The sequence below is a fragment of the uncultured Thermanaerothrix sp. genome, assembly GCF_938028735.1.
Classification (GTDB): Bacteria; Chloroflexota; Anaerolineae; order Anaerolineales; family Anaerolineaceae; genus Thermanaerothrix.
The window spans coordinates 14,140-28,032 of sequence record NZ_CALIMF010000015.1 but is presented as its reverse complement, the minus strand read 5'-3'; the positions used below and the strand labels follow the sequence as shown (position 1 = coordinate 28,032).

At 52.7% G+C, this 13,893-nt stretch carries 12 protein-coding genes; 7 read left to right on the top strand and 5 right to left on the bottom strand.

Going from position 1 to position 13,893, the window contains the following annotated elements; all coding sequences use genetic code 11:
* Positions 1 to 13: 13 nt before the first annotated feature.
* Both Q0721_RS09310 and Q0721_RS09305 read right to left on the bottom strand, forming a co-directional pair.
* Positions 14 to 1,447 carry a hypothetical protein gene (locus Q0721_RS09310; RefSeq protein ID WP_299028734.1) on the bottom strand — a complete coding sequence of 478 codons (1,434 nt, stop codon included), beginning with the start codon at positions 1,445 to 1,447 and terminating at the stop codon, positions 14 to 16.
* A gap of 455 nt (positions 1,448 to 1,902) precedes the next feature.
* Positions 1,903 to 3,972, bottom strand: coding sequence for a cytochrome D1 domain-containing protein (locus Q0721_RS09305; RefSeq protein ID WP_299028732.1), 2,070 nt, complete (start codon positions 3,970 to 3,972; stop codon positions 1,903 to 1,905).
* A gap of 237 nt (positions 3,973 to 4,209) precedes the next feature.
* On the opposite strand from Q0721_RS09305, the gene trmFO reads away from it, so the two are divergent.
* Genes trmFO through Q0721_RS09275 form a run of 6 tightly spaced genes read left to right on the top strand, consistent with a single transcriptional unit; the run spans position 4,210 to position 10,545 of the window.
* Positions 4,210 to 5,586, top strand: a complete 1,377-nt coding sequence (gene trmFO, locus Q0721_RS09300; protein WP_299028729.1) for a methylenetetrahydrofolate--tRNA-(uracil(54)-C(5))-methyltransferase (FADH(2)-oxidizing) TrmFO — start codon at positions 4,210 to 4,212, stop codon at positions 5,584 to 5,586.
* 10 nt (positions 5,587 to 5,596) lie between these two features.
* Complete coding sequence (locus Q0721_RS09295) at positions 5,597 to 6,490, top strand: M28 family peptidase (protein ID WP_299028726.1); 894 nt, start codon at positions 5,597 to 5,599, stop codon at positions 6,488 to 6,490.
* 6 nt (positions 6,491 to 6,496) lie between these two features.
* The gene (locus Q0721_RS09290) at positions 6,497 to 7,783 is read left to right on the top strand and encodes a HAMP domain-containing sensor histidine kinase (protein ID WP_299028723.1); all 1,287 of its coding nucleotides are present in this window, start codon (positions 6,497 to 6,499) and stop codon (positions 7,781 to 7,783) included.
* 7 nt (positions 7,784 to 7,790) lie between these two features.
* Positions 7,791 to 8,975 (top strand): aminotransferase class I/II-fold pyridoxal phosphate-dependent enzyme, encoded by a 1,185-nt coding sequence (locus Q0721_RS09285; RefSeq protein ID WP_299028720.1) that lies wholly within the window; start codon positions 7,791 to 7,793, stop codon positions 8,973 to 8,975.
* 12 nt (positions 8,976 to 8,987) lie between these two features.
* Entirely contained in the window at positions 8,988 to 10,364 is a 1,377-nt protein-coding gene (hflX, locus tag Q0721_RS09280) for a GTPase HflX (RefSeq protein WP_299028717.1), read from the top strand.
* Complete coding sequence (locus Q0721_RS09275; RefSeq protein ID WP_299028714.1) at positions 10,336 to 10,545, top strand: hypothetical protein; 210 nt, start codon at positions 10,336 to 10,338, stop codon at positions 10,543 to 10,545. Before hflX ends, Q0721_RS09275 begins: the two co-directional genes overlap by 29 nt.
* A gap of 58 nt (positions 10,546 to 10,603) precedes the next feature.
* Here the strand turns inward: Q0721_RS09275 and rpmF are convergent, their stop codons facing one another.
* Positions 10,604 to 10,795 carry a 50S ribosomal protein L32 gene (rpmF, locus tag Q0721_RS09270; RefSeq protein ID WP_366519209.1) on the bottom strand — a complete coding sequence of 64 codons (192 nt, stop codon included), beginning with the start codon at positions 10,793 to 10,795 and terminating at the stop codon, positions 10,604 to 10,606.
* 265 nt (positions 10,796 to 11,060) lie between these two features.
* Here rpmF and Q0721_RS09265 point away from each other — a divergent pair, with 265 nt between their 5' ends.
* Complete coding sequence (locus Q0721_RS09265) at positions 11,061 to 12,452, top strand: GH1 family beta-glucosidase (RefSeq protein ID WP_299028708.1); 1,392 nt, start codon at positions 11,061 to 11,063, stop codon at positions 12,450 to 12,452.
* 84 nt (positions 12,453 to 12,536) lie between these two features.
* Here Q0721_RS09265 and Q0721_RS09260 read toward each other — a convergent pair whose 3' ends face one another.
* Both Q0721_RS09260 and Q0721_RS09255 read right to left on the bottom strand, forming a co-directional pair.
* A complete protein-coding gene (locus Q0721_RS09260; protein WP_299028705.1) occupies positions 12,537 to 13,544 on the bottom strand; it encodes a BMP family protein in 1,008 nt (335 codons plus the stop codon).
* A gap of 123 nt (positions 13,545 to 13,667) precedes the next feature.
* Positions 13,668 to 13,826, bottom strand: a complete 159-nt coding sequence (locus tag Q0721_RS09255) for a hypothetical protein (protein WP_299028702.1) — start codon at positions 13,824 to 13,826, stop codon at positions 13,668 to 13,670.
* Between the last annotated feature and the right edge of the window lie 67 nt (positions 13,827 to 13,893).

The following is a 13,893-nucleotide window of genomic DNA, read 5'->3' as shown; positions in this document are numbered from 1 at the left end:
TCAATCGAGGAACTTATGGAGTAGAAGGGGAACAAGAGGGGGAGTGCCGTAAGTGAGCCGGCAGGATTCCTTCCATGGTGCGATATTTGGCAACCGTCCGCCGCGCCACCTTGAAGCCCTGCTGGCGCAAGCGCTCGGCAATTTCAGCATCACTTAGCGGGTAGGACTCGCCAGCAATAAGCTCACGTAGGGCGCTCCGCACATTGCCATTTCGATCGAAAAAGGAAGCCAGCGGCACAATACGCTTATTCGGAAGTTGCACATTTTTCTGCGCCACCGCCCTGGAAATGGTGGATTCATGCAGATTTAACTCACGTGCAATTTGATGGCGAGTGATGGGCCGCAAATAACGCTCACCCTTAAGGATGTAATCACGTTGCAATTCCACCACACGCCGCATTAGACGTAACAGGGTGTGGTTGCGCTGCTGAAGACACTTGATAAAGAGCGCGGCCCGATCTAGATCGCTACGCAATTCTTCCCGCGCCTCCCCCTCCGCCAGTTTAAGCCCCTGTCGAAAAGTTGGATTGACGCGCAAAACGCCCCGCAAGGGCAGGATAATCTCCACCATCAGCGGTCCATTAGGGTCCTCATTGAGATGAGAGATGACGACATCAGGGTAGGTCAAAGCACGCCGTGCATCAGCAGCAGGGGTCCGCACATCCCCCCAATGTCCCCGCGCCGGGTAAGGATTCAGATTATTACTGATGAACTGAGCTGCTTCCTTGACCGCACGCAATGGCATGCCTAACCGCCGCGCCAGCTCTGCGTAACGACGCTTGCCTAAGTCATCCAATCCCTCCCGGATCAAGAGTTCCACTACATCGGGCACATCGTCAGATTCCTTAAGAACCTCCAGTTGGACCAGCATGGCTTCCTGAGGAGTATAGGAGCCCACCCCCAATGGATCCACGCGTTGAATAGCCTGGCGAATGCGTTCTACCCGCGAGACAGGTACGTGGAAATAACTCGCCACCTCGGCCACCTCAGTCCTCAGTAGCCCATCCTCATCCAGGTGCATAGCCAAATGCGCTGCAATAAGTTGGTCGTCATGCTCTAACTCAAACGCCACCTGGCGCAGGACATAAGTAGACAATTCAAGTGGTTCGGAGAAGAATCGCTCTTCCAAGAGCTCCTCCTCGGTTTCCTCATTCCATTCGCCCGAGGAGGTGGGGAAGAAGTCCTCCCGTGGGGAAATGAAAACCACCACCTCATCCTGAGCACTACCCCGCGGTTTGCTGCAGATGGGACAAACGCTCTCACTGGCCTCCAGTAAGCGATGGCACATTGGGCATCGGCGTTCCTCAACCAGTTCAAGGGCGGGATTGGTCAATTCAGCCTGAATCTGCTGCCACAACTCCCCCACCGATTGATGCAACAGAGACATGGTCTGAGTCAGATGCGCAGTGATAACTGTGCGTGTAGAAGTCTGCTGAATTTGCAACATGGGCGCCTTTTCAACCTACCTTTGATAGTATATGCGCAAATGACTCGCGTTGCAAGTTTCATGCCTGATTGTTTGTTAGAAGGCGCCACCCCTTCAGCCTGCTTCCTGGTGCCTTGATCTCAGGAGAGCCGCCCCATTTCTATAATAAGCCCCTGCATTAGCGCCCAACGCCTAGGGAGTAAGACCTCCCTCTACCACATTGATCGGGCTTATCTGCTACACTCACAGCCATGACGGGGATCGGTTTCATGATTTAGAAACCGCGGGTCAGCGCTTTTCGATGCCTTTTCTCATCCTCCAGCGAGGCAAGAACTCAGCCAGTTTCTAGTTCTCAGGAAATAAATTCAGCCCTTTAACTACAACAACCATGGACTTTGCCAACCAATTACAAGCCCCCGGTACCTCAGGGCAGCCGGGGGCCGGAGCACGCTTCTGTTTCACAAAACACCGGGCACTCAGTAAATGTCATTCACTGTGTTGTAAACATTGAACTTACCAGTCGGGGTGACTAGGTTAGGAATGCGAGCTTTCTCCTGCAAAGTGCGATCGTCGTAGATGACGATCTCGCCGGTTTGGCCTGGTTTATCCGCAGTACCCCATACACTCACCCAAATTTCGGTGCCCTGGCGATTGTATTCAAAGTGTGTAGCCCGCCCGTAGTCGGCCACTTCCCAGCATTTATACGGCCGAGTAGGATCGGATTTAGCCACCACGCAGATGGTACGCGCCAATTGTGGCTCGGAGTTCAGGGTCATATCCACCCAAATCCATGGGCTGGTGGGGTGTGTTTTGATGAACAGGCTGCCAGCACCAGGTAACGCAATCTCGCGAACCGCTTTCCAGGCATACTGTGGGTGCCCGACCGGGTCGGTGCCGATGGTAGTGATCGCCGCATCCCCCAGATGGGCCGTGCTCCAGACTGGGCCGAACTGCGGATCCACCCAGTTGGCTCCTCGCCCTGGATGGGGGACCGCTGGCGTATCTATCAGAGCCACCAACTTGCCTTCCAAACTGTCTACAACAGCTACCTTGTTCGATTGATTGGCTGCCACCAGGAAGTAGCGCTTCGTGGCATCCCAGCCACCATCATGCAGATAGCGGGCGGCTTCAATCATCTTAATAGTTGGGTTATGCGGATCACTGTAGTCCACTAACCAAATTTGACCAATCTCCTTGACGTTGACGATCCACTCTGGCTTAAGGTGCGAGGCAACAATGGCGGCCACACGGGGCTCGGGATGGTACTCTTCCGTGTCAACCGTGTATCCTCGCGTGCTCACGATTTTGAAAGGCTCCAGCGTCTGCCCATCCAATATAACAAAATGAGGAGGCCAATAACAACCGACGATGGCATAACGATCCCTGAAATCTCCCAATTCACCTTTATATTTACTGACCTCTACCGACCGAGCATCATAACAGGTTTGTACCTCGGCGACCTTTTGAGGCACTTCAGGCCAAAGATCCACCATCGAAAGACGACCATCACGGCCAATAACGTAAACATATCGGCCTGTTGCTGACATCCGCGAAATATGAACCGCATACCCAGTATCGAGTTTTGCCACTACTTCATAAGTATTTCCATCAATCACAGCTACCTGTCCGGCATCTCGCAACGTCACCACAAAGTAATTCTGCCAATCGCGTGTTGTTTGGGGCTGAGTAGGTCGCTGATCGGGAGGCACTAGAACCTTCCAGGTCTGCTTCATCTGCTCAAGCGACATTTCTGGCGGCGCGGGCGGTTCCATTTGCAAGAACTTGGCCATAATCTCCGTCTGTTCTTGGGTGAAGAAACCCTGCTTACCCCAATCTGGCATTCCACGGGGCGTCCCGTTGAAAATAATGGAGGCTAAAGCAAGGGTTCCTTTGGGTTGCGTTTGATCAGGTGTGAGGGCCGGCCCAGTTGCGCCCTTTCGCAAGGTCCCGTGACAACCAGCGCAGCGCTCAAAATAAACCTGCTTGGCCCAGGCAAACTCCTCCTCACTTAAGAGGGTTGAGGAGCCGGCCGCCGAAACGGCTTGCGTCGGTGCAGAGAGTTCTTGCTCTGCAACCTTCTCCGGTGGATGATAGAGATATTGAACCATAGCCTCGATTTCTGCCGTGCTTAGGAGCTTGTCCAGATTTGCGGGCATCAGCCCTTTCTGACAAGGTACTCCATTACAATCTGGGGCTAGGAAAGCGTCCGGATCCACAATGGACTCGTGCAAATAATCAAGCACGGTCTTGGCCTTACCGCTATATTCACCCGACTCCAGCCGCTTTTTAGCCACCTCAGCGATGTTCGTCAGATCCGGCCCAATGGTACCTTGTGCGCCTGGCACCCTAGGAATCACATGGCAAGCGCCACACCCCCCTTTTTTGAATCCCTCCATCGCCAATCCCAGAGTATCTTCCCCAGCAGTCAGCGTGGGCTCTGCTAACACAGGGGTGAGCGCCGGCGTTGGTTGAGGCCGACCCGCACAGGCCGTCAATCCTAGCATTCCAATCCCCAACAAAACCCAGAGAATCCAGCGTGGCTTCATTATGCCTCCTTGTGGAAATGAGCTTCCAGGCGGTCAAGGATAAACCCATAACCTAAAAGTTAGAATAAAGCATTTTGCCCAATGCATGATTGCGCTAGCGCAAACAGCACCAAGTTGATAGGTCTTAACACTTGCATCGTTCAAGGTTGACTTGACACATTCACCCATCCTAAGATACTATCAACACTACAACCTGTGCCATGCGCTAATTGGGGCGCCGAGGAGCGAGATAAACCTATGGCTGTCGTTCACATTATAGGTGGTGGATTGGCCGGAAGCGAAGCGGCTTGGCAGGCTGCAGAACTAGGAGCAGAGGTTATTCTTTATGAAATGCGCCCTCTGGTCAGTACCGGAGCTCATCGCACAGATAAGTTGGCAGAGCTAATCTGCTCCAACTCCTTAGGATCTCGCCTCCTGGATCGCGCTTCAGGACTGCTCAAAGAGGAATTGCGCCTGTTGCGTTCCCTACTGCTGGCGTGTGCCGAGGCTACAGCGGTGCCGGCGGGGGGCGCTCTGGCCGTTGACCGAGATGCATTTGCCGAGTTGGTCACCCAGATTATCAGTCAGCATCCACGCATCCGAATTGTGCGCCAAGAGGTAACCCGCCTCCCCGAGGGCGTGGTCGTAGTTGCATCCGGCCCGCTGACCTCGCCCGCTCTGGCAGAGGAGATTCAACGCTTGACCGGCGAAGACTATCTTTTCTTTTACGATGCCATTTCCCCAATCGTTACAGCCGATTCCATCAACATGAAAATTGCCTTCAAAGGCTCGCGTTACGGGCGCGGGGCGCAAGAAGAAGGGGATTACATCAACTGCCCGATGACTAAAGCCGAATACAAAGCCTTTGTGGACGCGCTGGTACACGCAGAACGCATCCCCCTGCGCGATTTCGAGAGAGCCATTGAACGTGGGGTCAAAGCCGGCGCTGATAAATACTTTGAGGGCTGCCTGCCCATTGAGGTGTTGGTCACACGTGGCGAGAAGGCTTTGGCATTTGGGCCATTGCGCCCAGTTGGTTTAACAGACCCACGCACGGGGAAACAACCCTATGCTGTAGTCCAGTTACGCCAGGACAACTTGCACGGTACGCTCTACAGCCTGGTAGGATTTCAAACGAACCTAACCTACCCCGAGCAAAAGCGGGTTTTTCGCATGATTCCTGGCCTAGAACAAGCGGAGTTTGTTCGCTATGGACAGATGCACCGTAATACTTACATCGCCTCTCCGCGTCTCTTGCTCCCCACTCTTCAATTGCGCCAGCATCAAACGATCCTGTTTGCCGGCCAGATTACCGGCGTGGAAGGTTACATGGGAAACATTGGCACCGGCCTGCTGGCTGGCTGGAACGCAGTGCGCCTCTTGAGGGGAAACGAGCCGGTTGTCCCTCCGCCCACCACCATGCTGGGGGCACTATGCCGCTATATCACCGAGGCTCGCCTTGAAGATTTCCAGCCCATGAAAGCCAATTTTGGTTTATTGCCCGACCTGGATCATCCCCCACGGGGCAAACAAGAAAGACACCAGACTCTGGCCATGCGTGCCTTGGAGAATATGAGCACCTGGTTGCGTCAATACCCCGAACGCGCTCAGGTCATACTCCCCTCGCTGTATTGAGGTGATTACCATGCCCCCCCGGATTTATCGCTTACGTCTCCTCCTGACACTCCTCCTGGTAGCGGGTGCATTGATCATTGGGCGTTGGATTTTAAGCGCCAGCCAACCCGCCGTTGTTTTCAATGCCCAGCGCGCCTACCGTGATGTGCAAGACCAGGTAGCGCTGGGAGCGCGTACCCCTGGCAGCCTGGCTCACGCTGCCCTTCAGGATTACATTGTGAAGACCCTGCGCGCAAACGCTTGGACAGTCGAGGTGCAATCGGGCACTTACAACGGGCAACCCATCACTAATCTAATCGGCAAACGGGGCACGCAAGGCACATGGATCATCCTAGCTGCCCACTACGATTCTCGCCTGCTTGCTGACCAGGATCCCGACCCCGTTAATCGCACCCAGCCGGTACCTGGCGCTAATGACGGAGCTTCCGGGGTGGCCGTACTGCTCGAACTGGCGCGTACGTTACCTACCAACCTTAACAAAAGCATCTGGCTGGTGTTCTTTGACGCCGAAGACCAGGGAGGCCTTCCCGGCTGGGAATGGATTATGGGTTCGCGCTACTTCGTTTCACAACTTGGGGGACGACCGGACGCTGTGGTTGTGGTGGATATGATCGGCGATGCCCATCTTAACTTGCTCAAAGAACGCCATTCTGACCCCCAATTGATACGTGAAATCTGGGCTGTTGCCCACTCCCTGGGCTATCAGGAGCACTTTTTAGACTTAGATGGTCAGGCCATTTTAGATGATCATGTGCCTTTTCTAGAGCAGGGAATCCCCGCTGTGGATTTGATTGATTTTGACTACCCCTATTGGCACACTACCCAAGACCTTCCCGACAAAGTTTCACCCTACAGTCTGGAAGTTATTGGCCGCACGTTGTATCATTGGATTACCCAACGCTGATGGCGTATGAGGCAATTGGCAAAAGCCGCATCCTCGCTTAAACTTGATCTCATGAAAGACCTTCCGGTATCCTGGGGACTTATTCAAACCGAGTGGATTGAGCGCACAGTTCGGGTGGTCGGTCAGAGTGCATCCACACGCGAGAATCTCCACCACCAAGTTCGCGAATTTGTGCATGCCTCCACTCAAATCCTGAAGGGAGAAGCGGTCGATCTTCTGGATCCCATCTTGGCCCAGTGGGCGTCCTCACTGACTCAGACTGACCTCGAAAGCACTGCCAGTGACCTGATGCGTTTCATGAGCGTATTAGTCACTTCATCCCTTGAGGCGCTCATGATCCATCTGACCCCCCTTGAAGCGTTGGCGATGTTTAGAGCGCTTCTCCCCTGTTTCAATTATGCTTACGAGCGTTTGGCTCAACATGAGATTGAAGCCAAAATCACTTATATCTCAAATCGCCTGAATGAGGTACAGCAGCGGCTGGAACGCCTTGATAAAAGCAAGTCCGATTTCATCGCTATTGCAGCCCATGAGTTGAAAACGCCCTTGACACTGATAGAAGGTTACACCGCCATGCTCCGCGAGGGGCTACATCAACAAGATGCTAACACTGCCGAATTCTCCCTCCTGCTGGATGGAATAGAGAACGGCGCCAGGCGCTTGCGAGGCCTCATTGAAGACATGATTGATGTGTCCCTTATTGACAACCAACTCCTTTCGCTTAACTTCCAGCCCATCTGGTTAAATCATCTTTTCGCCATTCTCGAACGCGAACTTCAGCCCGCTATCGAGGAGAGACGACAAATCCTTCAAATTCACGATTTTCCGGGGAGCCATGAAGTACTGATGGGAGATCCCGAACGACTACTACAGGCCTTTCGCAATCTGCTGAACAACGCCATCAAATTTACCCCGGACGGCGGAAAAATCGAGGTTAGTGGTCGCGAACTGCCCGGCTTTGTCGAAGTCACCATCACCGACACTGGCATTGGCATTGACCCGCATGATCAGAGCATCATTTTTGAGAAGTTTTCACGTGTGGGCAATGTGGCTCTGCATTCCAGTGGCAAAACAAAGTTCAAAGGAGGCGGCCCTGGCTTAGGGCTGCCGATCGCCAAAGGCATCATCGAAGCCCACGGTGGCACAATTTGGGTAGAATCAGAAGGACACGATGAGATACGCTGTCCGGGTTCTACCTTTCATATTTTGATCCCCAAGCGTCATCCTTCGCTGGAGAGCCGTGTGGCCGATATCTTTGCTTCTTTCACCCAACCCCAATCCCCTTCTGAGTAGTTTAGCTATGAGCGCCTCTTTTATCCAGCCCGCTAACCGTATTGCCTCCTTCAAACCTTACTTCTTCGCCAGTCTAAACCAGAAAATTGCCGAACTAAAGGCCCGCAAGGTGGACGTGATTCGCATTGACATGGGTTCCCCTGACCTGCCGCCTGCCGACTTTATCATTGAAGCACTGGTAGAAAATGCTCGCCGACCTGATACCCATGGCTACACACCCAATGGAGGCTTTCCCGCCTTCCGAGAAGCTGTTGCTACCTACTACCGCCGACGCTTCAATGTCGAATTGGATCCCATGCGCGAGACCCTAGCATTGATCGGCTCCAAGGAAGGCCTCTTCAACCTAGCACAGGTCTTGCTGAACCCAGGTGATTTGGTTCTAGTACCGGATCCGGCCTATCCTGTATATGAAGCGGCCAGTTTAATCGCTGGAGCAACAATTATCAAACTGCCTCTCAGGCGCGAGAACAACTTCCTACCCGCGCTAGATGAGATCGCCCCTGAAATTCTCGACCGGGCCAAAATCTTATGGCTAAACTACCCTAATAATCCTACAGGTGCGATCGCCTCTTATGAATATCTTGAACACGTGGTTGCTTTGGCACAACAGCACCGCTTTGTGATCGCCTTTGATGCGCCTTATACCGATATTTGTTTTGGCGGATACAAGGCACCTAGCATCCTGCAGATTCCAGGCGCCAAAGAAGTAGCCATTGAGTTTAACTCGCTTTCTAAGACCTACAACATGGCTGGCTGGCGCGTAGGTATGGCAGTGGGCAACCCTCACATCATCCAATATCTACATGTCTACAAAAGTCAGGTGGACTCCTCACACTTTCAGCCCATTTTGCTGGCTGGGATAGCCGCGCTCACGGGTGATCAATCCTGGATTGAAACGCGCAACCAGATTTACGAACAGCGCCGTGACCTGGTTGTTGAGGCTCTGCGAACGGCTGGTTTTGGCGTTGAACCTCCCGCTGCCGCCATTTACGTTTGGGCGCATCTTCCTCCTGGCTTCAGCGATAGCACCGAATTCTGCACACGTCTGCTCGAAGACACTGGTGTCAGCATTACCCCTGGGGTTGTCTATGGGCGGTATGGTGAAGGTTACGTGCGCATCTCGCTAGGAGCGCCTACAGAGCGCTTAGAAGAGGCAATGCAACGCCTGCTTTCATGGATTCAAAGGGCCTAGTATAATGGAAATATGAGCCCTAAAATTCCGGAACCCACAGGTTTTCCACGCGAGCGCGCCTTCCTGGTAGGAGTCGAAATCCGCAGCGAGCCCACTCCGCTTCCCTTGGAGGACTCGCTAGCTGAATTGCGCTTGTTGGCTCAAACTGCCGACCTGGAGGTGGTTGGAGAAACCTATCAGCGCCTTGATCGCCCGCATCCTGACACGTTGATCGGTAAAGGCAAGGTCGAGGAAATAAAGATTTTATTGGAAGAAACTGCTGCAGATATAGTGATCTTCGATACCGAGCTTTCACCCCGCCACCAGCGTGAGCTGGAGGAACAATTTGGCAATCAGGTGCGGGTGCTGGATCGTACAGCGCTGATCCTGGACATCTTTGCCCGTCACGCCCACACCCGTGAGGGCATCTTACAGGTTGAATTGGCCTTTTATGAGTACCGTCTGCCCCGCTTGACTCGCGCTTGGACCAATCTAGCCCAGCAAACCGGTGGCGGCGGAGGTCGTACCGGAAGCCAGGGTGGGGTGGGGCTACGTGGGCCTGGTGAAACTCAGCTGGAAGTGGATCGCCGCGAAATCCGCCGCCGCATCGCCTTTCTCAAGCGCGAACTAGAAAAAGTGCGCGCACATCGCCAGCGCTACCGTCAACAACGGCGCAAATCCCAGGTGCCGGTTATCTCCCTAGTAGGTTACACCAACGCTGGGAAATCTACCTTGCTGAATCGATTGGCTCATGCGCAGGTTTTCGTGGCAGACCAATTATTCGCCACCCTTGATCCTACCACGCGGCGCGTAGAGCTTCCCGGTGGACATATCGTTCTCTTCACCGACACTGTCGGTTTCATCCAGAAGCTGCCTACCCAGCTTATCGCCGCCTTTCGAGCCACACTAGAAGAAATCACCGAATCAGATCTCCTAGTTCACGTGCTTGACGTCACCCATCCCAATGCCATAGAGCAGTGGAGAGTAGTTCGACAAACACTCGAAGACATTGGCGCAGGGGACATCCCAATGATCACGGCACTGAACAAGATTGATCGTCTGCCCAACCCCTCTGCGATTCAAGCACTTTCGAGTACCTTCTTGCACTCAGTGCCCATCTCTGCGCTTACCGGGGAAGGCCTGCCCGAATTGCTGCAGGCAATTGAGACCACGCTGTTCGAAGATTACGCTCCGATGACAGTGCACATCCCCTATACCGAAGGGCATATGATTTCGCTCTTCCACGAGCACGGCAAGGTTGAGCGCGTCACCCACCATGACGGTTATGTAACCATTCGGGGTCTATTACCGGGCCGTTTGATTGCTCGCTTTCAGCCTTTCACCCGTCGCATTAAAACTGTGACCGAACCGGATGACGTTCATGAACACATTGATCTCTCGGGTTCTTGATCGCCTTTCCGAATTCTTGGCAGCCCGCAAAGGGCTTCTCCCACTCGTTGGCCTGGGATTGATCATCCTTAACCTGCTTGTCCGGTTTCTCACCGATGGGTGGGTGGCTCAGACCCACCTCCTGCTACACCTAGGGCTAATTATTGCGATTTTAGGTTTTATGCTAGCGCGGGCGCTGTAACAACAAAAAGCGCGGCCCAATTGAAGGTCGCGCTCTTGTCCACCAGCCAATTACACGCTTATTTTTTGGCTTCTTTCTCAAGGCTGATAACTTCTCGGCCCTGATAATAGCCACAATTGGGGCAAACTGTATGAGGTAGGCGTAATTCCCCGCAATTACTACATTGCACCAGATTCGTAGCTTTCAGAGCGTCATGCGCACGCCGCCGATCCCGTCGTCCTTTAGAAAGTTTTCGCTTCGGTAAAGGCACCATAGTTAATCTCCTAATCTTTTACTTGCTCCCGATCATTAATGACCGCCGAATTATAATGAAGACAAGGCAGAAACGTCAAGACTTCGGAAAAAGCTGGACTTCCCCTTGCATTTCGCCCCAAAACCCCTATAATTAGAACTGAGAGCGCTCCTAAAGATCCTTATTTTTTCCTCAAAAGCCGCCCCTAAAACGGCTTTTTATGCCCAATATATTGAGAGCGCTCCCAAAATCTAACCAGAGTCTCTAATAAGGATGTTTTCCCATGAGCGACCAGACGCAAGTTTCCCTCCTTACTTCCCTCAACACTGAATCCCAACCTCTTCAATTTCCACCAGATTTCCTATGGGGCGCCGCGACCTCGGCTTACCAGATCGAAGGTGCCTGGAACGAGGATGGTAAAGGGCTTTCCATTTGGGATACCTTTGCTCATCAACCTGGCAACATATGGCAAAACCAGAATGGTGATATCGCGTGTGATCATTATCATCGCTGGCAGGAAGACATTAATGTGATGAAAGCCATGGGCTTGAAAGCCTACCGCTTCTCTATAGCCTGGAGCCGAATCTTTCCAGAGGGAACCGGTAGAGTAAATTTCAAAGGTCTAGATTTTTACCAGCGCCTCATAGACGGACTTCTCCGAGCAGGCATTGAGCCCTTTGTCACCCTTTACCACTGGGACCTTCCGCAGGCCCTTCAGGATCGTGGGGGATGGCCTAACCGGGAAACGAGTGAGGCTTTTGTAAATTACGCAGACCAGGTAAGCCGCGTCTTGGGGGATCGCGTCAAATTCTGGATAACCCTCAACGAGCCTTTCATCGTGGCGTGGCTGGGGCACCTGATCGGCGAACATGCCCCTGGCCACAAGAATCAGGATGAAATGCTACGCACTGCACATCATCTCTTGCTTGCGCATGGTTGGAGCGCACCGGTGATTCGGCGTAATTCTCCTCAGGCAAACGTGGGAATCACCCTAGATCTAGTCCCTATGACCCCTGCCTCTCCTCGCTTTGCGGACCGTTATGCTGCCTGGTTGCTGGACGGCTATCGCAATCGCTGGATGCTTGATCCTCTGGTTGCCCGCGGTTACCCCCTTGACGTGATCCAGTTTTTCAATTACTCCATGGACTTTGTCAAACCTGGTGATTTTGAGGCTATCGCCATTCCCATTGACTTTATCGGACTGAACTATTACAGCCGACAAATCGTAGAAGCCCGCAATGCTGAGGGAGCGGATTTCACGCCTATTCCCGTCCCACCGGCCCCTGAAGCCGAAGTGACTGAAATGGGCTGGGAGGTATATCCTCAAGGCCTGTTCGACTGGCTAACGCGTCTCACCTATGAGTATCGTTTTCCAGAAATTTATATTACAGAAAACGGCGCCGCCTATCCAGATACCCTGATAGAAGACGCCATTGAGGATACTCGGCGGATTAATTACTTACGTGCACATTTTACCCAAGCCTGGCGCGCAATTCAAGTAGGTGTGCCTTTGAAAGGCTATTTTGTCTGGTCGCTCATGGATAATTTTGAGTGGGCTCATGGCTACACGAAGCGATTTGGCCTCGTCTACGTAGATTTTGACACCCAAATGCGTATCATGAAACGTAGTGCTCACTGGTATCATCAGGTTATCGCCTCTGGAAGGGTGAATTAGATTCCGCCTTGCTCTTCCTTGGAAAGGAAGCCCCCACTTCTAACGCGGGGGCTTCCTTACTAGCAGACCCTAAACACCCACTTTCTACTTCACCTCAACTACAATGCTCCCATCCTTAATCCCCTGGATGGTGGCTTCAGCCTTGGCTTTGACATCAGGTGGTACCAATTTGTCGTTATAAACCATCTCAAGACCACCGTTCTTAAACGAGAGATAGAAAACCTTTCCACCTGGTACACCCGCCTTATTGCTTTCGATCATATCCCGCAGAATCACCTCCCATCGGTAGATTAAGTTAGCGGCTACTGTGTCAGGCGCTAACGAATCCTGATACCAGGCAGAAGCAAGCCACAGGATGCCATGTTGCTTAGCCACGCTAATCGCCCCCGTAACCGACTGTGAGGTGCCGGTCAATATATCTGCACCCGCCCGGACATGCGTTTCCGCTGCCGCCGACATCAACGACACGTCTGAGAAAGAACCCGTATAACTGATATTGACCTGAATGGTAGGATCCACCGACTTCACCCCGGCTTCGAAACCCAGGTTATATAAGCGAGCATCTCCGGCTTCGATGGGGCCAGTGACACCAACAATCTTTGTTTTGGTCAACAAACCGGCAATCACCCCATTAACATATCCCCCCTCCTGGGCTTGGGGTTGATAAGCAAAAACGTTGTTAATGCCCTCATCCTTGTAAGTCTGAGTGGTAGTTCCCCAAGCGAACGAGGTTTGTGGGAATTCAGGGGCTATTTGTTGCAGAGAAGTGCCATATTGGGCACCGTGGGCAATAATCAGGTTATAGCCCTGGCTGGCATAATCACGAATTGCGGCAGCCGCGTTAGTAACATCCCAGGCATCCTCGGAAATGGCGATTTCAAGTTTTCCGGGTCCCCCCATCTCCTGCTGAACCTTTAGCAATCCCTCGTAAAGCGATTGGCTCCATTCCAAATCTCGGATAGTGCTGGGCAGGATCAACGCTACTTTAAAGGGCTTCTCTTCGGCTTTGGGGGTCTCGGTGGCTTGCGAGCATGCCCCGAGCAACAACGCGACCACAACCAACCACAAGATAAGCCATTTTGCCGTTTTCATAAATTTCTCCTCCATTATGTGAATTAGGTAAATCAGTGTGTTATCCAACACAGTCTGCGCTTGTCTTACCCCCCTTATGATTTTACACCCAATCCTCTTGACCACCGTACCCAATCTGGGCTTTCAAAAACAATCAGGATTATCATTTGAGACACCGGTACCTGCCTTATGCTTGGCTGGATTCATGTGTTCAATAAACGCCCAATTCACAAGTTTCATTAATTCAATAAACGCCCCCGGCTCAACATAAGCAATGGAGTTGGCTTCGACAGCCAGGCTCAATTTGAGCATTCCTTTGGCATTACTTGTATGCGCGAGCGAGCGCGGATGTTCGGAGGAATTGTCAACG